The organism is Salipaludibacillus agaradhaerens (assembly GCF_002019735.1).
GTDB classification, from domain to species: Bacteria; Bacillota; Bacilli; order Bacillales; family Salisediminibacteriaceae; genus Salipaludibacillus; species Salipaludibacillus agaradhaerens.
Genome location: NZ_KV917378.1, coordinates 3,922,975 through 3,944,416, shown reverse-complemented (window position 1 = coordinate 3,944,416; position 21,442 = coordinate 3,922,975). Strand labels below are relative to the sequence as shown.

The 21,442-nt window shown below is 39.1% G+C and carries 21 protein-coding genes; 7 read left to right on the top strand and 14 right to left on the bottom strand.

Translation table 11 applies throughout. From position 1 onward, the window contains the following. Positions 1-19: 19 nt before the first annotated feature. A complete protein-coding gene (locus BK581_RS18090; protein ID WP_095995568.1) occupies positions 20-532 on the bottom strand; it encodes a DUF84 family protein in 513 nt (170 codons plus the stop codon). Between the two features lie 72 nt (positions 533-604). Beyond that, positions 605-1,678, bottom strand: coding sequence for a M42 family metallopeptidase (locus BK581_RS18085; protein ID WP_095995567.1), 1,074 nt, complete (start codon positions 1,676-1,678; stop codon positions 605-607). Between the two features lie 312 nt (positions 1,679-1,990). On the opposite strand from BK581_RS18085, the gene BK581_RS18080 reads away from it, so the two are divergent. Beyond that, entirely contained in the window at positions 1,991-2,314 is a 324-nt protein-coding gene (locus BK581_RS18080; RefSeq protein ID WP_078579480.1) for a PepSY domain-containing protein, read from the top strand. Positions 2,315-2,794: 480 nt separating this feature from the next. Then, on the top strand, positions 2,795-5,167 hold the full coding sequence (locus BK581_RS18075) for a S8 family serine peptidase (RefSeq protein ID WP_078579479.1): 2,373 nt from the start codon (positions 2,795-2,797) through the stop codon (positions 5,165-5,167). Between the two features lie 713 nt (positions 5,168-5,880). Here BK581_RS18075 and BK581_RS18070 read toward each other — a convergent pair. Then, positions 5,881-6,738, bottom strand: coding sequence for a YtnP family quorum-quenching lactonase (locus BK581_RS18070; RefSeq protein ID WP_078580017.1), 858 nt, complete (start codon positions 6,736-6,738; stop codon positions 5,881-5,883). Between the two features lie 37 nt (positions 6,739-6,775). Continuing rightward, positions 6,776-7,414 (bottom strand): tRNA (guanosine(46)-N7)-methyltransferase TrmB, encoded by a 639-nt coding sequence (gene trmB / locus BK581_RS18065; protein ID WP_078579478.1) that lies wholly within the window; start codon positions 7,412-7,414, stop codon positions 6,776-6,778. Between the two features lie 220 nt (positions 7,415-7,634). Between trmB and BK581_RS18060 the strand changes: the two genes are divergently transcribed. After that, positions 7,635-7,958, top strand: a complete 324-nt coding sequence (locus tag BK581_RS18060) for a hypothetical protein (RefSeq protein WP_078579477.1) — start codon at positions 7,635-7,637, stop codon at positions 7,956-7,958. 70 nt (positions 7,959-8,028) lie between these two features. Next, entirely contained in the window at positions 8,029-8,310 is a 282-nt protein-coding gene (locus tag BK581_RS18055) for a YtzH-like family protein (protein ID WP_169837784.1), read from the top strand. A 129-nt stretch (positions 8,311-8,439) separates the two neighbouring features. On the opposite strand, the gene BK581_RS18050 is transcribed toward BK581_RS18055, so the two are convergent. From BK581_RS18050 to thpR, 4 genes are all read right to left on the bottom strand, one after another. Beyond that, positions 8,440-9,234, bottom strand: a complete 795-nt coding sequence (locus BK581_RS18050) for a phosphotransferase family protein (protein ID WP_308240409.1) — start codon at positions 9,232-9,234, stop codon at positions 8,440-8,442. Between the two features lie 536 nt (positions 9,235-9,770). Beyond that, positions 9,771-10,073, bottom strand: coding sequence for a hypothetical protein (locus tag BK581_RS18045; RefSeq protein WP_078579474.1), 303 nt, complete (start codon positions 10,071-10,073; stop codon positions 9,771-9,773). Positions 10,074-10,135: 62 nt separating this feature from the next. Next, positions 10,136-11,086: a nuclease-related domain-containing protein gene (locus tag BK581_RS18040; protein WP_078579473.1), complete on the bottom strand. Its 951-nt coding sequence runs from the start codon at positions 11,084-11,086 to the stop codon at positions 10,136-10,138. Between the two features lie 24 nt (positions 11,087-11,110). Further along, on the bottom strand, positions 11,111-11,671 hold the full coding sequence (gene thpR, locus BK581_RS18035) for an RNA 2',3'-cyclic phosphodiesterase (protein ID WP_169837783.1): 561 nt from the start codon (positions 11,669-11,671) through the stop codon (positions 11,111-11,113). A gap of 121 nt (positions 11,672-11,792) precedes the next feature. Between thpR and cysK the strand changes: the two genes are divergently transcribed. Continuing rightward, positions 11,793-12,737: a cysteine synthase A gene (cysK, locus tag BK581_RS18030; RefSeq protein ID WP_078579471.1), complete on the top strand. Its 945-nt coding sequence runs from the start codon at positions 11,793-11,795 to the stop codon at positions 12,735-12,737. 245 nt (positions 12,738-12,982) lie between these two features. Here cysK and BK581_RS18025 read toward each other — a convergent pair whose 3' ends face one another. Then, on the bottom strand, positions 12,983-14,137 hold the full coding sequence (locus tag BK581_RS18025) for an MFS transporter (RefSeq protein ID WP_078579470.1): 1,155 nt from the start codon (positions 14,135-14,137) through the stop codon (positions 12,983-12,985). Between the two features lie 24 nt (positions 14,138-14,161). After that, positions 14,162-15,577: a dipeptidase PepV gene (pepV, locus tag BK581_RS18020; protein WP_078579469.1), complete on the bottom strand. Its 1,416-nt coding sequence runs from the start codon at positions 15,575-15,577 to the stop codon at positions 14,162-14,164. A gap of 381 nt (positions 15,578-15,958) precedes the next feature. Between pepV and BK581_RS18015 the strand changes: the two genes are divergently transcribed. Continuing rightward, on the top strand, positions 15,959-16,177 hold the full coding sequence (locus BK581_RS18015) for a DeoR family transcriptional regulator (RefSeq protein WP_078579468.1): 219 nt from the start codon (positions 15,959-15,961) through the stop codon (positions 16,175-16,177). Between the two features lie 197 nt (positions 16,178-16,374). On the opposite strand, the gene BK581_RS18010 is transcribed toward BK581_RS18015, so the two are convergent. The 4 genes from BK581_RS18010 to wrbA form a co-directional block, all read right to left on the bottom strand. Next, the gene (locus BK581_RS18010) at positions 16,375-17,082 is read right to left on the bottom strand and encodes a pseudouridine synthase (RefSeq protein ID WP_322788443.1); all 708 of its coding nucleotides are present in this window, start codon (positions 17,080-17,082) and stop codon (positions 16,375-16,377) included. An 18-nt stretch (positions 17,083-17,100) separates the two neighbouring features. After that, the gene (gene rodA, locus BK581_RS18005; protein ID WP_078579466.1) at positions 17,101-18,276 is read right to left on the bottom strand and encodes a rod shape-determining protein RodA; all 1,176 of its coding nucleotides are present in this window, start codon (positions 18,274-18,276) and stop codon (positions 17,101-17,103) included. A 26-nt stretch (positions 18,277-18,302) separates the two neighbouring features. Then, positions 18,303-19,505, bottom strand: coding sequence for a putative lipid II flippase FtsW (gene ftsW / locus BK581_RS18000; RefSeq protein ID WP_078579465.1), 1,203 nt, complete (start codon positions 19,503-19,505; stop codon positions 18,303-18,305). A gap of 456 nt (positions 19,506-19,961) precedes the next feature. Continuing rightward, the gene (gene wrbA, locus BK581_RS17995; protein WP_078579464.1) at positions 19,962-20,582 is read right to left on the bottom strand and encodes an NAD(P)H:quinone oxidoreductase; all 621 of its coding nucleotides are present in this window, start codon (positions 20,580-20,582) and stop codon (positions 19,962-19,964) included. A 352-nt stretch (positions 20,583-20,934) separates the two neighbouring features. On the opposite strand from wrbA, the gene BK581_RS17990 reads away from it, so the two are divergent. Further along, on the top strand, positions 20,935-21,246 hold the full coding sequence (locus BK581_RS17990) for a winged helix-turn-helix transcriptional regulator (RefSeq protein ID WP_078579463.1): 312 nt from the start codon (positions 20,935-20,937) through the stop codon (positions 21,244-21,246). Positions 21,247-21,442: the final 196 nt, after the last annotated feature.

Sequence of the window (21,442 nt, the reverse complement as noted above, 5' to 3'; positions counted from 1 at the left end):
CAGTTTAACATTTTTAATATTATATCTTTTTAGCTCTCTCAAGCTGCCCTTTAAGCAGTCGATTAATATGACTAAACATCTCTGATCGCGTTACCTGTAAATTCGTTAAAATGCCAACAGCGCCTTCATTTTTCCTAACATTAAGTTTACTGGCATACCGGTCCATAATGTCTCCCAATTCCATCCCTTCTTTTATACTAGCAGCCACCTCATCAGGTAATGGAATTCGAGCACCTCCAGCCACGAAAATGTGACCGGAATTTGTTGCAAGAGCTCCCCAGTTACATAAAAAATAATGATCATTTATAACCATGACGCCCCCTTCCAGTCCTAGTGCTATATCAGCTGATTCTTTGTCAATAAGATACATCGCCCTGTTAACGGCTCCCTGTTTCGTCTCTTCATCAGTGAGAGGCTGTGCGGATACACCAGAAGGGACTTCATAACCATATACCTCACATGTTTCTCCAAATACGTCACGTACGGACATCAATTTAGCTTCGTTTAGTGTGCCAACTTTTAAAATAGTCACTATTAATCTCCTTTTGTTATTAGTAGAAATAGAACGAAAGAAAATCCCGCCAAAGCGAGATTCCCATTCTTCTTACACATTGTCACGAATAGTTTGAAGGGTTGTCTTGTCTGTTTGTTTGACAAGTGTCGTAATCAATTCCTTGGCCGCTGCATAATCATCGACATGAATGATAGAAGCAGCAGTATGGATATACCTTGAACAAATACCAATAACAGCTGAAGGGACGCCACTATTTGATATATGAACACGACCTGCATCTGTCCCACCTTGAGAAATGAAAAACTGATATGGAATATTATTTGTTTCCGCAGTATCAATGATAAACTCTCTCATTCCTCGATGTGTAATCATCGTACGGTCATAAATTCTTAAAAGTGCCCCTTTACCTAAATGGCCAAAAGCATCTTTTCCTCCAGTAGCATCATTAGCTGGGCTTGCATCTAACGCATAAAAGATATCCGGCTGAATCATGTTTGCCGCAGCTTGAGCCCCACGTAAGCCTACTTCTTCCTGAACAGTCGCCCCTGAATATAGCGTATTTGGAATTGACTCCTCTTTCAACGCTTTTAACAATTCAATGGAGAGTCCTACACCATATCTGTTATCCCAAGCCTTAGCCATAATTTTTTTCTCATTTGCCATTTTCTCCATAGGACAAACAGGAACAATTTGTTGACCTGGCTTCACACCTATGCGTTCAGCATCTTCTTTGTTGTCTGCTCCAATATCAATATACATATTCTTAATTTCCATCGGTTTATTTCGTTTAGCTTCATCAAGAAGATGCGGCGGAATAGACCCCACCACACCAGTCACAGGTCCGTTGTCTGTTATAATGTGAAGCCGTTGAGCAAGTAACACTTGGCTCCACCAACCACCTAACGTTTGAAACTGAATTAATCCTTTGTCATTGATCGATGTTACCATAAAACCTACTTCATCCATATGACCGGCGACCATGACCTTTGGTCCGTCTTCATCCCCTTTTTTCACGCCAAATACTCCACCTAAACGGTCTTGAATAATATCATCACTATATTTTTGCAATTCTTTTTTCAAGTACTGTCTTACTTCACGCTCAAATCCCGGTGCTCCCGGAAGCTGAGTCAACGTCTCAAACATTTCATACGTTTCATTATTCATTATAAAGCTCCTTCCCCTCATTATTAGTATGTATCAGTACTATCCATTTTATCGAAATGTATCATGTCTTTCCACTTTTTTCGATAAAGCTAAACTTTAATCAGTGGGGATCTTACTGCCCCTTAAGCGTGGGTAAACGAAATAATTTGTTTACCGTTTACTATATGCCTCTTCCTCTACTATTTTTTCGCGCCAAATCTTCAATAGCGTAAGTTTCTGTTAGACGATTGGCTTTTATGGCTACTTTCGATATACTTAGAATGAAATTGATGATATTTGTGAAAGGTATATATTAAGAAAGAGGTGACAGCATTGGGATGGAAACGCTTTGCAGCTGGAGTTGGGGCGGGAGTTGCCGTAACACTTCTAGCGAAGAACCAGTTAGACAGATCTGAAGGTAAATTAGCACCTGAAAAGGCCTTAAAATTAGTAAAAAGAAAAACCGCGCATCTTGGTCAAATTGAAGGGTCATGGATACATATGATAACAGAGGAATTTGAACAAGATCATCTCTTATTTAACGTCTATCGTGGCGGACTGACATGTTCTGATACTGACGGAAACCTGTCAGCTTACGAATTTTTTGTAGATGCTGCCACTGGCACCGTTTTAGCACTTAATAAACAAGAAGATTAATTATACGAAACCTGTTGATTTTTTCAATAGGTTTTTTTCATTTAACGCATTATAGTCACTTCCTCATCATTAAGCCTCCTTCTCGTTGTTCACACGAAACAGAACTTTAGACCTACATTCACCTTTCTGCCTTTTAATTTCGTGATGTTTCCTCCTTATGACTTCCTTCATTTTTCACCCTTCCATTAAAACACACTAGGCATTAGGTTGAATATCTTTTGTTAGATGATAGTGAATAACCATGAATTTTGTCTACTCAGCAGTCCTAATTAACTATTTTAAATAACATCTTTAGTAAAGATCACTATTTTCTTTTTAAAATTCTGAATAATAAGTCTTTGGTTACAAGGACATTCCTCTCGTGTGTCGAAATACATTTAGTAAGGCGATTCCATTGTAGGAAATAGATGAATGAATCACGTGTCTTTTTCCATTAATGTTATCTGTCTCTTATTAAAAAAACGAAACAAGGAGGAATCTATGAAAAAGTCTATGGTTAAAAAAACAGTTATATTAGCTTGCAGTTTTATCTTATTAATGAGTAGCTTTACATTAACGAGTGAAGCCACGACGGAAGATTTTAAAAGTTTAACTTTGATAGAGGGAGAGTACGATTTTACCTCAGAAGAATTGGTAACCGTTATGGTTCAGTTGGAAGAGCCTTCTCTTGTGGAAGCAAAGCATACAGATGAAGTCCAAACACAAGCCAATCTGACTGCTACATTAAATGAGCTCACAGACGAGGTAACCGATCTTTTACCAGAGAGTGATGTTATAAGAGAATATGAATATTTATTTTCTGGATTCGCCTTAACATTAAGAGAAAAAGATGTTCTTCAGCTACTAGACATTGATGGTGTGGCAGCTGTTTATCCTTCCATTACTTATGAACCTGATACATTTGAGCCTGAAATCATTCCAGAAGAAAGCTTCTCACCTAAGATGATGGATAGTGCACCATTCATCGGTGCGCCGGAAGTTTGGGAGAAATATGGGATTACGGGAGACGGTGTCACTGTCGCTATCATCGATACTGGGGTTGATTATACCCACCCCGATTTAGAACATGCTTTTGGTGATTATAAGGGGTACGATTTTGTTGATAACGATGATGATCCACAAGAAGGGGCAGGGCAATATCATGGTACCCACGTAGCTGGAACAGTTGCTGCTAACGGTCAAATTAAAGGTGTCGCTCCAGACGCGAGCTTACTTGCTTATCGCACTCTTGGCCCCCAAGGAGGCACCACTGCTGATGTGGTTGCAGCTATTGAGCTGGCCTATAAAGATGGCGTTGACATTATGAATTTATCTTTAGGGAACAGTATAAATGACCCTGACTTTGCCACATCATTAGCGCTTGATTGGGCGATGGAAGAAGGTGTCGTAGCTGTTACCTCTAATGGCAACAGCGGGCCTGACAACTGGACAGTCGGCTCTCCTGCTACAAGTCGTGAAGCTATATCTGTCGGTGCTACTCAACTTCCTTACAATACCTTTGAGGCTAACATTTTCACCAGCGATAATGTTACGTATCCATCTGTTGAGGTGATGGGATATGCCAATGAAGAAGATCTACTAGCCCTTGACAACACCACTCACACATTCGTAAATGCTGGCCTTGGATACGAAGAAGATTTTGAAGACATTGATGTACAGGGACATGTCGCCATCATTAAAAGAGGGGAAATTCCTTTCGTAGATAAAGTTGAAAACGCTGCTGATGCAGGTGCAGTGGGTGCCATAATATATAATAATGTGAGTGGAAATTTAAATCTTTACATTCCAGGTATGGAGATACCAACGTTACAAATGAATCAAGCAGATGGTGAAACACTTCTAAATGAGTTAAGGGAAGGACATGACACCCTCACATTTAATATAACGCCTGACGGGGAAATAGGGGAAACAATCGCTGACTTCTCTTCCCGGGGACCAACTTATGGGACTTGGATGATTAAACCAGATGTAGCAGCACCAGGAGTTGCCATTGTCAGTACTTTCCCAGATGAAGAATACGCCTCATTGCAAGGGACGAGCATGTCTTCACCACATGTGGCAGGGGCTGCAGCTTTACTGCTTGAAGCAGAGCCTGATTGGGATACAACACAAGTAAAAGCAGCCTTAATGAATACAGCTGCCCCTATTTTTGATAGAGAGGGTGTTAGATATCCATTTAATACCCAAGGTGCCGGCAGCATTAGACTCGTAGAAGCATTAACTACGGAAACATTAGTGACACCAGGTTCTCATTCATTTGGCGTATTCGATAAAGAGAAGGGGCGTCAAACAGAAAGGCAGCACTTTGAAATTACAAATTTATCGAATGAACGAAAGCGCTATAACATTGATATCGAATTTTATGAAGGCAATGAGCATATAAGAGTAACCACAAGCAAGAATCTAAACGTTAAACCAGGTGGTACCCAAAAAGTGTCGATGAATGTCCAAGTAAAGCCAAGTGCTTTAACACGTGGTTATTATGAAGGGATGATTACACTATCACACGGGGATGAAAAAATAGAAATACCGACTATTCTGTTCGTCATGGACCCAGACTACCCTCATTTGAGTTATGGGAGCATCAACAATGTCCATGAAGGAATCATCGATTTTCAACTTCAACTAAATCGACCTGTCGATTATGTCGAAACATATTTGTTCACAGCAAATTTAGAACCTGTTACTTTCCTTGAAGAGTTTGGTCCTCTTCCCCAAGGCGAACAGCATTTAAAGATTGATGCCTCTTCCATCTACAAAGAGCTGGAACCAGGCGACTATTCTCTCGTTACGTTTATTGGGGCTAATGAAGTTGAAGAAGTCTATGTGATTGGAGACTTTACTGTGGACTAAATAGCAACTCTCACTTTTAAGTAATGTGGTTTCATAATGTAAACTAACAAAACGTATTTCAGAGACTGGGACATAACGGTCTCTAAACAGAAAAAACGCTTCCGATTTATCAAAAATGATAGTCGGAAGCGTTTTGTGTGGTTATAAAACAGTTTGTGTGCTGTTCTGGCGGTGTACTTCCTCAAGTTATGAATTTTATTTAAACCCGTTGGTTGTCAAAAACACGAGACGCCTGCGGGAAAAGCAAGAGCTAATTTATTTGCGACGAGTAATCGCAGGAACAGAAGATCCATCGGGGTGATCTTCCCCCGATTAGCTGAAGCCTTGCCCGCGGCAAGCGAGTGTATTTTTGACAAGCAACCTAAATAACGAAAACATGAATTTAAAAAATGGCTTTCACAATAAGTCAGGGCCATCCTTATTCACTGGGTTTTGTCCCAGCCTCTTTTTAAGATACAACGTATAAGCTTTAAAGCATGACATGCTAAAGGCACTGGTTACGCCATCTATTAATCGGCATCTAGGATTTCGTAGCGAAACGTCGTGTATGTTAGAGCAAGTCGTCCCCCTCCACCTCACGCCTCGAAAGCCGTCGTTCTGTACCTTGACTCGGCTTTTATGCACTATGAATAAGCGAGTGAATTAATTAAAAAACACTGCAAACCCTTTTATGACATGATTAATACTTGATTATGCCACACTTCCCTTTATCTTTACTCATTTTTCATATTTCTTTCCAAAGCATCGATTATCTGTTGACCGTTACTATCCCATTTGATGGCTCGATAACGATAATCGTGATAAAAAATAAACCATTCTCCGTTTTGAGTCGCTTTAGGGATATAAGCCTGTTTTGCTTCAATGGAATCCATTGGATAATCATCGTACGCTAATACCCATAAAACATTAAGATGAGCGTGGGTCGGCATAATATCTGCTAAATGCCAGATCGTTTTATCCTCAGTTGACAACTTTAAAATGGCGTGACCCGCACTATGCCCTCCAGTGTGAATTAATCGAACACCTGGGACCACTTCCACATCAATTTCAAACGTGGCGATTTGCTCCTCAATGCCTTCTCGATTAGTCGAAAAATACGTATTGCGAGAACGAATATTTGGTGCACACATTTCCTCCCATTCAGTTTTATGAACATGAATAGTAGCATTAGGAAAGGCAGACACTAACGAATTGTTATCCATAATTGTTAAACCACAAGCGTGATCAAAATGCATGTGAGTCATTAAGACATGATCAATATCCTGACGTGACAGATTAAGCATTTTGAGACTTTCATCAATCTTAGATTCCTGCGTCACCCCAAAATTTCGTTTTTCCTTTTCAGATAATTTTTCATTGCCGATTCCAGTATCCACAAGTAGGTTTTTACCGCCTGTTTGGATAAGTATCGGGTCCGTTCTTAGCTCGATTTGATTTTTTTCATTTACAGGATACTTTTTACCCCATAAAGGTTTTGGCACCACACCAAACATGGCACCTCCATCCATGTGAGTAACACCACCATTCAACCATGTTAATCTCATATGATCTGACACATGCCATGTCTCCATCGCCAAATTGACCGTCTCCTTTCACTTATGGGACTCTTTATTTAAAACGGGCTTCAAGTCGGAATATGCGCATACCTTTATTCGAAAATTTCTCTTCATATTCCGTCATAACATTTCCTTCGATATCACTATTATGAAGGTCTAAGCTAACATTTTCGATAGCCATGCCATATTTAGACATACTTTCTATAGAATATTCAAATAACCCTTGATTATCTGTTTTAAAGTGAATCGCACCTCTATCATTAAGCAAAGCGCGGTATTTTGTTAAAAAATACTCATGAGTTAACCGACGCTTTGCATGCTTCTTTTTTGGCCATGGATCAGTAAAATTAATATATACTCTATCAAGTTCCTTGGGACTGAAATAGTCTGTTAAGTCACTGACATCCTTTTGTAAAAACACCACATTCGGTATGTTTTCCTCAACAGCTCGTTGAACAGCTGTTATAAGTACACTCTCATATTTTTCCACACCGATATAATTGATATGAGGGTACATTTTTGCCATTTCGGTCAAGAACCGTCCTTTACCAGTACCTACTTCTATATGAAGAGGCGCCTCGTTTCCAAACCTCTCATACCATCTTCCTTTCCATTTTTCAGGATCTTGCTCTACAATTGCTGGGTGGCTTTCGATATATTCGCCTGCCCATGGCTTATTTCTTAAACGCATGTGACGTCACTCTCCATCTCAATTTAAACCATTGTTTTCATGTGTTTACACAGTACAAAACCAGAATATCATAAATCGCTACACTCGTCAGATTTCTTTTGCAATAACTTCACCTTAAACTCTCATATTCAATGTTTAAATTCCATCCAAAAACACGTGTAAAATCCTCCATAAAGGGAACGAGATTAACGAGACTAAATTCTGTTAGGAGGAGCCTGTCATGGCTAGAGAAGAATTACTAAAGGACGTCCAAACCTTACTGTATGAACTAAAAGAAACACCTATTCTAAAAAATCAGACGATCTTCCGTCTAAACGAGACCATTAAAGAATTGAGAAACATGGAGCTCAATCCAAACTTCACCGGTACGATTCAAGAAATTCATATTTTTGCTGATAAAGTCATCACTAGCTCACACCCTAACGATGTTGTCCATCACCATTCACTTAATATGGCAAGGTGGATCGAAGAAGTAGGCCTTCTCATAAATGGCGGGGGAAAGGTCACAATTGATTATGAACAACGGAAAGGTAGAGAAGTATAAAATCAGCTCTTACTCCATACCCTTTCTCTTAAGAATGTTTTCTTTTTAACGATTGAAAGGGTGAATGATAATGGCAATAAATTACTATCATCAATTAACATTATTGAAAGATATTTTGGCTAATCAATTAACAGAAGATTATGGTAGTCATGATGAGTTCCATCAATTACAAAGTCTTGTCCAGTCTCTCGTCCAAAACAATGCTACTCCTGAAGATTTAAAGCAAACTCTTTTGTCCATCGAACAATATGCCTATCAGCATGATAAAGAGGGTGCACACAGTCATTTAGGTAAAGTGGATTTAGATAGTTGGATTCAGCAAGTGAACCATGAATCTGAAAAGTTCCATTAAAGGTATCACCTATGTAAGCATCGCCACATACTATAAACAGCCCGAAAAGGTGTGAAAGTCTTTTCGGGCTGTTTATATACCTATTATACCGAGAAATTATTTCGGGTTTTATTAGGTGTTATCGCAATATTAGTCTCTTTCTTTTAAGACATTCTTCAATTTATCAGACCACTTTAGCATCTCTTTGACTCCATTTCGTTCCCTATACCATAAGATATTATCGATACATTCTACGATCATATACCAACGCATACGGTTTAATAAACTTACAGACATGTCCACTCCATATATTTCAAGCCATTTAGGCCAAGTTGTTTTAGGTATATAGATGTACAAGAGAGGCGCTAGATCTAAGGCTGGATCCGCCACTTGAGCACAGTCCCAATCAATTAAATAAAGATGGTTCTCTCCATTACTCATCCAGTTATTATGATTGATATCAGCATGACAAACGACATAATTCTCTTCAGATAAAAGAGGGATGTTTTCTACAAGCCACTTGAATGCTTCAGTTATAGTAGCATCTTCAAAGTTTGCACGTTCTCTCTTATGCATTAACTTACCTAATAAATGCTCAGGCGTTAAAGCCAAATTCCCCATCCTTTTAAACATATGCAGTAGATCTTTGGACTGATGAATCTTTGATAACAAAGATGCAACACGGGTATCATTCATATCAGTCGCTTTTAATTCATGACCGTCCACCCAACGCTGTGCTGTGATCACATCTCCGTTTTCAAGGCGTTTTGTCCATAACAATTTTGGAACAATTCCCTCTGCTGAAAGCACAGCTAAAAACGGTGAAGAATTACGTTTAATAAAGATTTTTTGTTCGCCTTGTTCGGCAATATACGCCTCTCCTGTAGCCCCACCAGCCGGTCGTAACTGCCATCCTTCACCCATGAAATGTTCCAATTGTTTCACCCTCATTTTTCATTCATCCGTTATTCTATCCCTCCACCTCAGCAATGTGAGTCATGGATAACATACAAAGTATGTGACATAATTGTTGCCGTTATGACAATTTGAATACAACAGATACACTTCCGATCTTTCTCTGTTTATATAGCTGTTATATGTAAAAAAGTACTTGTATCGCACTTTTTTTAAGGAGCTCATTCTCTACTCAATCGAACATTCTGCAGTGTAAAAATTGCCTCGATTCATTTAACACTTGTTTTAGCGAAGCGAAGCACTTTTATTATTGTAAAGAACATTTAACGTTTCTTCAACTTAAACTCGCAAATTTTTAGAATAGCAAATAATCAATAAAAAATACCATTTTTTCTCTCTTTTAACTAATAAATCTTTATTTAGTTAATAATGAACCTATAGCCAAGCTAAAAAAGCTCTCGGAAAATAATGAATAAACCATTTTTTAAGACTACTAAACAACCTTGCTCCATCATTTTTACATAGGCAAGGTTGTCCTCGTCTTTGCTATTCTCCCACTATCATTCTTACAAGGTACTGATCCAGTCTACGAGGCTGTCATCAATTCTTTTCTTTTCACGCCATGTCATAGCCGGTTCAATCATATACTCTTTCGTCTTTGACTTAAATTGCATGTAGCTTTCTTCAGATCTATGCAGTAAGTACCACTCTTCTAAATCTTTCAAAGCCAATTGGAATGAGTGAGCAAAGACGGTAATGTTCTCGTGAGTTAGTGATAATTCAATTCCTCTATGTCCTTTCCAATCATAAATGTTACGAACATGAAGGATCGGATTTCCATTGTAAGGTGTCAGTTTATAAGTAGTCATTGGTATGAGCCCGTCTCCTCATGATTTCAATTCCAAACACCTCTATTATCTTAACGGATAATTTAATCATTTTCAATCCTTGAATCTGTCTCTTCTCTTTGTTCTTCATCGATCTCTTCTTGCAAACGGTTTTCTGATATCGTTAAAGAATGTGCAAGCAATGTTTCAGCAACTTTTAACTGCTGATGTTTTATAGGGGTTTGATTTTTTAATAACAACTTTTTAAAGTTCTCAATTTGCCGTTTATCCACTAAATTAACTCGCTTGCTCACTGGTGGTACATCAATGAAGCTATCCTTAGCCACTACCGCCATTTTCACAGGCAATGTGATATGATTTTCTGTTAAGATCGTTTCTACTACCGTCTTCATACGTTTTAATGTCACAAACGGATTTAACAATCGCTCTTCTACACCATTCTCGCTTTTTTTCCAAAACCTATCTGTCTCTGTTTGGTAAATAGTGTGATCATTTCCACTCAAAGGCTTTATTAACCACAACTCCGTTGGGGTTAAAATAATGACATCCAAATCCACAGGTGCCTTCTTCATAAAAAACACAGGTTCATAGAAGACAAAAAAAGTATCAGGAAGATTTTGCAAGAGGTAGTATAAAAACTTATCGTAATAATAACTCCGCTTCACATGGGATTTCTCTGAAATAGTAGAACTCGCCCAATTAAGTTGGAACTGAAAGAGCTCTTCTCGGAAAGATTGTTTTAGTTTTTCTAAAGAATGATGCGTTATTTCAGTTCTTGTAGGCAACTCCACTTCTTCTTGAATCTCAGACTTTTTCCATGGAAGTTTTCTTAATGATTTCTGAATAAATGATTCGCTATTATCTTCATAGGAGTGCCATAAGGGTAAATCTTGAAAACCTTTCTTACGGGTTTCCCAATCTTGTCTAACCCGTTCCCACCGTTCCCTTTTTAATCTAACATAGCGTGATGGATAACGATAAATATCAATTTCGTAACGCGAAACATAATCAGACAATTTAACGAGTTGTGCCATTTACATTCACCCTCTCATAAGTCCTTATTCAGATAAGTTAATTGTAGACAGCCTCTCATACATCGATTGCTTGTGCGGATGAACCCGATAAAGGCACACAGTATCTGCTGTTACAAAGACGTCATTCATTTCCATTGGGAACTCCCAGTGTTTTGGCTTATTCGATGTTGTCACTTTCCACCTTTTCGCTAAAGTTACGTGTGGCTTAAACGACCGCTTTTCCAACGGGAAGTTAAGGGCTGCTGCTTCCTCCTGAACGATCGTATGCAAATTGGACAAGTGAGGATTTTCAGCCGCCTTCACGTAAAAAACACCTGGTTGTTTCGGTTTCCCGAAAAAATCGAGCTGTTGAAACCTTAGCGAAACAGTTGGATAGGCGTTTAATCTCTTATTTAGCCGCTCCCATAACTTTACCCTGTTTTGAGCATCCCATCCACCTAAATACAGTAATGTCAGGTGAAAGTCATGTTTATCGACTATTTTTTTGTAATACTTTTCTAACTCATAGTCACTTTGTAGCTGTGAAAAAACTTTATTTATCTGTTGATTCAATGGTATTCCGATAAAACTATGGAAATCTGACAAAATAGGCCCCTCCTTTTGTCCTCCAAAGAAGCTGTGATACAATAAAAATTAAACATATCGCTTTAATAGGTAATACTATTTTACACGTTGTACTGTCTACAGGAAAGGATGACAAACAGAGATGAAAATTGTAAATAACATGTCCGAACTCATTGGAGATACCCCACTTGTTAAATTACAGCAACTCCCTGTCACAACAGGGGCTCAAGTATATCTTAAACTAGAATTTATGAACCCGAGCGGAAGCGTAAAAGATCGCGCAGCTTTCAATATGATTGAACATGCTGAAAAGCAAGGGCTAATTGATGAAAATTCCGTCATTATCGAACCCACTTCTGGAAACACAGGCATCGGTTTAGCCATGACAGCAGCAGCTAAAGGCCTTAAGGCTATTTTAGTGATGCCTGACACTATGTCTCAAGAACGTATTAATCTTCTAAAAGCTTATGGTGCGAAAGTAGAATTAACTCCCGGCGACAAAAAGATGCCTGGGGCTATTGAAAGAGCTCATCAGCTAGTTAAAAAAATACCTAACAGTTACATGCCAATGCAATTTGAGAACCCCGCTAATCCTGATGCGCACCGCCATACGACGGCCTCTGAAATTATTAAAGCCATGAGCGAACTTGGTAAAGATCTATCTGCTTTTGTAGCAGCTTCTGGAACCGGCGGCACAATTACAGGCACAGGCGAAAAATTAAAAAAAGCGTATCCAAATGCGACTATACATGTAGTCGAGCCTAAAGGATCTCCAGTATTATCCGGAGGAAAACCAGGCCCTCACAAGCTCGTAGGAACAAGCCCAGGATTTATTCCACCTATTTTAAATCAGGACGTGTATAGCGAGATATTTCAAATTAGTGATGAAGATGCTTATCAAGTGACACGGGATTTATCCCAAAAAGAAGGGATTCTTGTGGGACCATCCTCAGGAGCTGCATGCTATGCTGCTTTACAAGTAGCCAAGCGACTTTCTCCAGACCAGATCGTCGTCGCAATTGCGTGTGATACAGGAGAACGCTACTTGTCCACTGACTTGTTTGATTTTGACTCACAGAACGTTTAATGATAGCGTTCAATATTCGTCTATATACTGTCCCTACGTTAACGGGAATGCATAAAAACGACTTTTCATAAAGCGCCCCTTCAATCAGGGGGCGTTTTCGTTCTTTTCCCACTGATTGATAGTTGGTGAATCGGACATGAGTGTCCGTTATCCTCGCGCCTATATAGGTTTATCTTTCCCCTCTATTGTGAGACGGGCGTTTTACAAACTGGTTATCCGTAATAAAGCCGCTTTATTCTTCTGAATTATACCACCTTCACTGTCCTTTGCTTATTAATTAGCCATAAAGTTAGGCCCGCCCCAACGAGGGATAGCGTACCATAAAACATATACACAGACAGTATGGTGTACCTATCCATAATAAGCCCCGCACTAATACTAAAAAAGCAAGCACCAAGACCGTTTCCGGCAGCTGAATAAACAGCAACAGCTGTCCCTCTGACTTGTTTTGGCGCAATATCTATCACGTATTGCAATGCGGCAGGTACAAATAGTCCAATGCTGAACCCTTGTATAATTGTTGTCACATAAATGAACAACGGAGAAGGACCTGCTGCGTAAAATAACCATCTTAAACCAGAAACACATGACGCCACAAATAAAATGACTAAAACGCCTCTTTTTTTAATCCAATTTCCTGCCCAGTGCATGAATGGCACTTCGCTTCCAGCTGCCAATAAAAACGCAAAACCAACACCTGCCAAAGTGCCTCCCGTAAACTGAATAAGTAAGCCAAAATAAAAATTATTCGCCATAATAGGCCCGAAAACTAGAAAGGTGATAAGTAGAAATAATAAAAACCCTGGTACCTTGATAAGTTGTTTCATCCCACCACGTAAATCAATCGCTGCGGTGACAGTCCCATTCGGCATTTTAATAGAAAAAAACGCACTCATAAATAATACGATAGCAAATCCATAGAAAATAACAGGTTGACCAAACCAGTCAGATAAATTTCCCATAATCCAAACAGCTAAAGCAAACCCTACTGCCCCCCACATACGAATTTTTCCGTAATTCCCCCCATGGAGAGACACATAATTCATCGTCATACTATCCGATAAGGGGACAATGGCACTTTGAAACAGGGCCAAACCTGCTGCAATGGTGACGAATATAACATAGTCTTCAGCAAATAAATAGGTGAATCCAATAATCCCTGTTCCAATTACTGCAATCGTTAATAATACTCGTGGCTTCTTCGTATAATCACTTAGTATTCCCCAAATGGGTTGCGAAAGCAGCATAACAATCGGGCCGATTGACGTTATCACCCCAATTTGGGCTCCTGTTAACCCCACATCATTTAAATAAACCGTAAGTAACGGAAAGAGTCCACCTATTGCAAAAAAAGAAAAGAAATAAAATGCCTTCATGTTTAAAAATGTCCGTTTATTCATTAGTATGTTAACCTCTGTTTCCCCTTATTCTTTAAGTTCATTACTTGCCAATATAGACATAGCATCTGCATAAATCGCTGTTAATTTAATGAGATGATCGATCGTAATATATTCATCTGGTTGATGAATCACATCCGGCTGCCCAGGAAAGAGTGGACCAAAAGCAACTCCCGCTCGTAAAGCTCTCGCATAAGTGCCACCGCCAATCGCAATGGGCTCTCTACTCTCACCAGTATGACGTTTATAAACATCAGAGAGAACTTTAATGAGGGGATGATCTTTTCTTACACCATGCGGTTCTTGATGGCTGACAACTTCTGTGTCCATATCAATCGTATCAAATGCTTTAATTAAATTCTTCATTATTGTTTGATAGTCAGCCCCACTTGGATAACGTAAATTAATCCCTACGCGTATCCCTTTATCCCTTTCATACGATAAAGTTCCTATATTTATCGTGACCGCTCCTAGCTCTTCATCAGTGTAAGAAATACCGAGTCTTTCTCCAAGATAATCGTTATAAAACAATTGATTTAGAAATTGGAAAAACGTTTTTTCCTCTTTTCTCAACGAGATTTTTGTTAAGAAAGCAGCCCCAGCTAATGCCGCATTTCGTCCTTCTTCTGGTGTGCTTCCATGAGCAGCAAGACCGTTGAAGGTTAATACAACACGAGCTTCATCCATTTCCCACTTACCTGTTAAGTCTTCTTCGCTCAAAAAAACAGTAAACACTTGCTTAAGGAGATCTAAGTCCTTTATTCGTTTACGATTAAGCGTCACAACAGCTTTATCTGGGACCATATTAAAACGTGTGCCTGCTGAGAAAGACATAACCAAGCCATCGCTTATAATCGCTTTTTTGTAAAAAAGAAAATCAGCGATCCCTTTTTCTGCACATATTACTGGAAAGTCAGCATCTGGTACGAATCCAATATCCGGCATTGTTTCGTACTTAAAATAATGCTTTACACACTGCCATTCTCTTTCTTCATCCGTCCCAATGATCAGCCTTATTCGTTTTTTCAACGGAATATTAAGTTCCTTTATTAGCTTCAACGCATAATAGGAAGCCATTGTCGGCCCTTTATCGTCAAGAGCCCCTCTTGCATAAATATGATTATCTCTAATATCAGCTGAAAAAGCTGGCGTTGTCCATCCTTCTCCTCCTGGAACAACATCAATATGGCATAAAACACCAATTACCTCGTCCCCTTGCCCCCACTCAATGTGACCTGCTTTACCGCTCAAATCTTTAATTCGAAAGCCTTCTTTTTGGGCTTTATTTAATAACCAGTTATAAGCTTTCGCAATCCCCTCACCGAACGGTGCCTCCGTAGTCACAGACGCCGAATCATACATACTTGGTATTTTCAGGAATTCACATGTACTTTGAATTAGTTCGTCTTGCCGCTTTTCTACCTCTTGTTTCCAATTTTTCACGTCTAAACCTCCATTTAAAGCGATATTTATAAGTATACGACTTTATCATGTGTTAGAAAAGACTTCCAATGAATAAGTATAAAGACATAGTCTTCTTTCCTTTAAAAATGAGTCTTTCTTTACTTGTGACCCTTTTCTGCGTTAAACTATAGAAAGGAGGGGCGTATAGACTAACATTAATACCTTACCATGTGTAAGTCTCTCACACCTTCTGACAGAATGGCTTTACCGTTCACTCGGCAATCTCACTATCCGAGACGTTTGTATTCTGATAATTAACATTCATTGATCTGTCCCTTTAATTTAATGTCTTAAAAAAAGTCGCCTTGCATTCGCACTTTTTCTATTACAAACAGGTGACCATTAATAAGGAGTGGTTTTTTGAATCCTTCAACTGAGCGGATGTTAACCCGAATTAAATCAATTTACTTATTTATCAAAAAAAAGGGAAGCGTCTCTACAAAAGAATTAGTTGAGGAGTTTGGGATCACTGAACGAACTGTCCAGCGGGATCTTAATGTGTTAGAATACAACAAGCTCGTAGTAAGTACAGAACGAGGCGTTTGGACAACAACTAAGAAAAAAGTAAAAGTCTCTTAATTGAATGAACGTCATAGTACAATGGCACGCTCAATATAACGAAAAACATTTGAAATTAATAATAAAATGTTTGCGACTTGGAACGAATGATGGTGACTCCTGTGGAAAGTCGGAACAAATATATGATAAAAGACGTTGCAAATAAGACATCTTGCTTTTAAAAGAACGAGCTAGGAGATAATATCTCCTAGCTTTTTTTATTCTAACAACTTCTCCAACTCATCTTCCGTAAGTTTGCGATACGTGCCAAGTGACAGCGTTTCATCCAAGTTAAGTGGCCCGATCCGTTTACGCTTTAACGCCACAACGCGATTTCCACGGGCTTGAAACATGCGTTTTACTTGATGGAACTTTCCCTCCTGTATTGTGAGGTATACGACGTCCTTTTCTTGATCATTCACCAATTCCACAACAGCTGGCTTTGTCACGTAGCCATCATCTAGCTCAATCCCTTGCTCTAATGCTAAAATATCCGCTTCATCTATTGATTTCTCTAGATGCACAAGGTATTGTTTATCCACCTTTTTTTTAGGTGATGTGAGTTTATGGGCTAACTGTCCGTCATTTGTTAAAAGAAGCAGCCCCGTCGTATCCTTATCTAGTCGTCCAACTGGAAAGGGAACATATAGCGCATCTTCAGGTTCCAATAGATCAGTGACAGTCCTATCTCGCTTATCATCCGTGGCCGAGACGACCCCTTGAGGCTTATTCATCATTAAATAAATAAAAGGTTTATAATAAAGCCGTTCCCCAAATACTTCAAGGGTGTCAGTCTCTGGGGTGACATGCGTTTTTCCATCCTTCACGACGGCTTCATTAACGGTAAAGCCCCCTTTTTTAAGCAGCTTCTTGACTTCCTTTCTAGAACCGAAGCCCATCGACGCTAGCAATTTATCCGCACGCAAGATAACTCCCTCATTTCATCACTCTTCTTCACCAAACATATAATGACGCGTTCTTATATTAACATTTAAGACGATACCTACCGCTAACATGTTCGTAATTAACGCACTTCCTCCATAACTAATGAAAGGTAACGCAAGTCCTGTAATCGGCACTAAACCGATCGTCATCCCAATGTTTTGAAAGATTTGAAACACAAGTAACCCAATAACACCTGCTACTAAGTAAGTTCCAAAACTATTGTTACAGTTAAAGGCAATGATAACCATGCGATATAAAAACAAAAAGTAGACGACGAGCAAGACAGTAGCACCCACAAAGCCAAATTCTTCACCAATTACCGCAAAAATAAAATCGGTATGAAGCTCAGGAATAATACCGCTTTGAGCTTTCACACCACTTCCAAACCCGCTCCCATAAAGCTGACCAGCACCAATCCCCTGCATTGCATGATAAAGCTGATACCCCTCTCCTCCAGTATTAGCACTAGGATCGAGCCACGCGTAAATTCGGCTTAATTGATGTCCTTTTATAAATATACTAAAAAACTCAAAATATTGGTTATGAAGCCAGACTAGAAAAGCAATAAATGAACCAGCAAGCCCCACGAGTAATCCGATCATTCGAAACGACACACCGACCATTAAAATCATAATAAAAATAATTGCTGCAATAACTAACGCCGTTCCTAAGTCCGGCTGAACTAAAATTAATGCAAATGGCGGCAAACCGACAGCTAAGATTTTTCCCACAACAATACAATCTGATTTAAAGGATTTTTCTCGCGGTTTTTTTGCAATCAAAAAAATTAAATGAGCCAGAGCAATGATCAAAAAGATTTTGACAAACTCAGAAGGCTGAAAAAGTGGTTCATTATTTAACCCTAGCCAACGCCTAGCACCATTTCTCTCAGCGCTCAAAAAAGGGACAAAGCGGACAATAAGTAACATGACCATTCCCATAATATAGAGAGGAATTGAAAAGTTTTTAAAATTCTCATAATCCACCATCATAGCGGCAAGCATTAAAATTGTCCCTACAGCAAACCAAATAATTTGGCGTTGGACGAAGAAAATGGGAACATTATATTGCCCAGCCGCACTGTATATCGCTAATAAACTAATACACATAAGGACAAACAGAAAAAATAATAACGAATAATCTAACTGTTGAAACGCACTTTTTCTCTCTTGCATAGATGCACCTACTCACACTTTCAGATTTATTTCACAACCGTCACATGCGGTCTTCCTACTTGAATCTCTTCATTCTCTTCTAAAGGTAATGCCTCATTTTTTTCCAAGCCTTCTTGTCGTTCTTTTTCAGTGCGTCTCGAAATATTTGCAAGGATACCCATGGCGATGAAATTAACTAATAATGAAGACCCACCGTAGCTAATAAATGGAAATGGAATCCCTGTAATAGGCAAGAGACCGTTAACTGCTCCTGCATTAAATATCATTTGAATACTCAGCTGAAAAACAATACCAAAGGCAAGCAAGCTTCCAAAAGCATCTCTACAACGAGTGCCTATTATCACCCCACGACCAATAATCGCAAGCATTAATAAAAAGACGACGGCAATACCGATTAACCCCAATTCTTCACTGACAATCGCCAGAATAAAATCAGTATGGGCTTCGGGGAGGTAAAATAGTTTTTGGACACTCTGGCCTAATCCAGCACCTGAAAGGCCACCATGGGCAATGGCAATATACGACTGGACAAGCTGAAACCCTTCTGTTTGCTCTAATTCAAACGGGTTTCGGTAGCCTAATAACCGATTTAACCGGTAAGGTGCTGATTGAGCATAATGGTACAGTGCCCAAGCCGCAAGCGAGCTTAAAGAAATAATATGAAGCATACGCGCTCCAGAACAAAACGCTAATAATCCCGCCACTAATACAATGGAAGTAGCCGTCCCTAAGTCTGGTTGGAACATAATGAGAATAAAAAATCCGAGCACAATAATTAACGGTGGCATAACACCCGTAAAAAACTTATTAATATATGCTTGCTTTCTTGAATAAACATACGCCAAATAAATTATAGATCCGACTTTAACAAACTCCGATGGTTGGATTCTAATGGGACCAACATTAATCCATCTCATGGAGCCATTAACTTCATAGCCAACTCCCGGAACTAAAATGAGGAGCAATAACGCAAACGAGCCAAACACAATCCATGGCACTAATTTGCGAAAATGACGATACGGAAAAAACATAAAAAAAGTGAACATAACAGCAGAAATCACCAGCCATTGTAGCTGACGATCAAAAAAATAAGTCATGTTATCATAAACCTGATAGCCTTGAACATAGCTTGCACTGTACACCATCACAAGTCCAAATAAAGCCAGAAGTACTATACTGACAATAAGATACCAATCTATATAAAGCCCTTTACGCTTTTCTTCTTCCAAGGTGTTCACCTCCGTGCCTGTAGGGCAACGACCATGCTAATTCTTTCATTATAGCAGATGGGGCCTCTTGCTAAAAGAGACTTCCCGTGGTCATTAAAATAAAAGTTTCTGACAAATGACTAAATACCCGATCTTTAGAAGATCAAGAGACAAAGAGGTTTGCTCTTTAACCCAGCAGATGGCCTACATTCAATCACTCATTCATTCATTCAATAATTCATGTGCTATTAACCTTTTTTAATTATAACGTACTATTCTTAGTTAGATATTTTTAGCCTTGGCGTCAAGTCAATTTTAGGTTAAATTCACTTAATAACTAAATTAACGTCTCACATATAGACGAAAAAAAATAAAAAAAGTTTCGTTCATACTAGAAAAAACCGCTGTAAATATACAGCAGTTTAAAGCCCTACGAAATATAGTATTGGTGTGATCTTCACAATGAATCGTTATTTTTTAACTTCTTAATGCTTTCGCCACACTGGCAACCCTTTTGCCTAATCGCTTCGCCATCAGTAAATCTCTTTGATCTGGCTGTGAGCTGCCATCAGGACCAGCAATTGTAGAAGCTGAATATGGTGACCCACCAATGCCATCTGTCGTTAGCTGTTCTGGATTTTCTCCATAAGGAAGCCCCACGAAGATAAATCCAAAGTGTAATAAGGGAACAAGTGAAGTGATGGCGGTTGTTTCTTGCCCGCCATGGATCGAACCGGTACTTGTAAAAATCCCAGTTACTTTCCCTTCTAATTCACCATTTGCCCATAACCCCCCGGCAGAGTCGAGATATTGCTTCATTTGGGCAGGCATCGCCCCATAACGTGTCGGGATCCCCCACACAACACCATCAGCCCATCGTAAATCATCATGAGTCGCAACAGGGACATCTTTCTGCGCCTCTTGGGCGTGCACATACGCATCTTGTTCAGACATGGCATCTTTTACCGCGTCAAACTCTTCAATTCTCACTAACTTGACTTCTGTCCCCTCAACTTCTTGAGCACCTTCCACGATAGCACGTGCCATCGTAAAAATATGACCGTAAGTACTGTAATACGGTACTAACACTTTTGTCATGTTCAACACTCCTTATAACGGAATTTACTTCTATAATTCCTGTCATTCAACACCACTAAACCTCTTATTTTTTGATACGACCAATCATTCGGTATGTTACTTACCTTTAGTAAGAAAAATTCTGTGCCGTGTACTATTGTCAAGTAGAGTATGATATAATAATGTCAGGCATAAAACGAACCTTCAATCAGTGGGAGTTTACGTTCTTCTCCCACTGATTGTTAGTTGAGTGAATCAGGACATTAGCGTCCGTTACCTCCCACCTAAATAGATTTATCTCTCCTCTCTATTTTGACGCGGGCGTTTTACGGACGGTTATCTGTGATAAAGATGCCTAGGGAGTGATATAACAATGGAAAAGATGAATCTATGCCCAAAATTTGAATCTGCATTTCAACTACTTGGCCAACGATGGAATGGCTTAATCCTTCGAGTACTTTTACAAGGACCTGTTCGTTTTCGGGACATTTCATCTAATATACCAAGTATGAGTGATAAAATGCTCGTTGATCGTTTGAAGCAATTAGAGGAAGCAGGACTAATTGAAAGGTCTGTCTATCCAGAAACACCAGTCAGGATAGAATATCAGCTAACGCAAAAAGGGGAAGCATTAAAACCTGCTCTTGACGAAATTCAGCATTGGGCTGAAAAATGGGTTAACTGAACTTAAATTTACTCGAAGGCTAAATTGATAGCTTTCATTTGGTATATAAAATAGCTGTTTAAGGTCGACCTTTTGCTTATTGCGAAAAGGTCTTTTTCTTCGTTTATGGCAGTTAAAAGTCACAAAAAAGAGAAGTCGTCATATGTCTTAAACAACTTCCCTTTTACTTTTTATCTCTTTTTATAGTTTCAAGTCA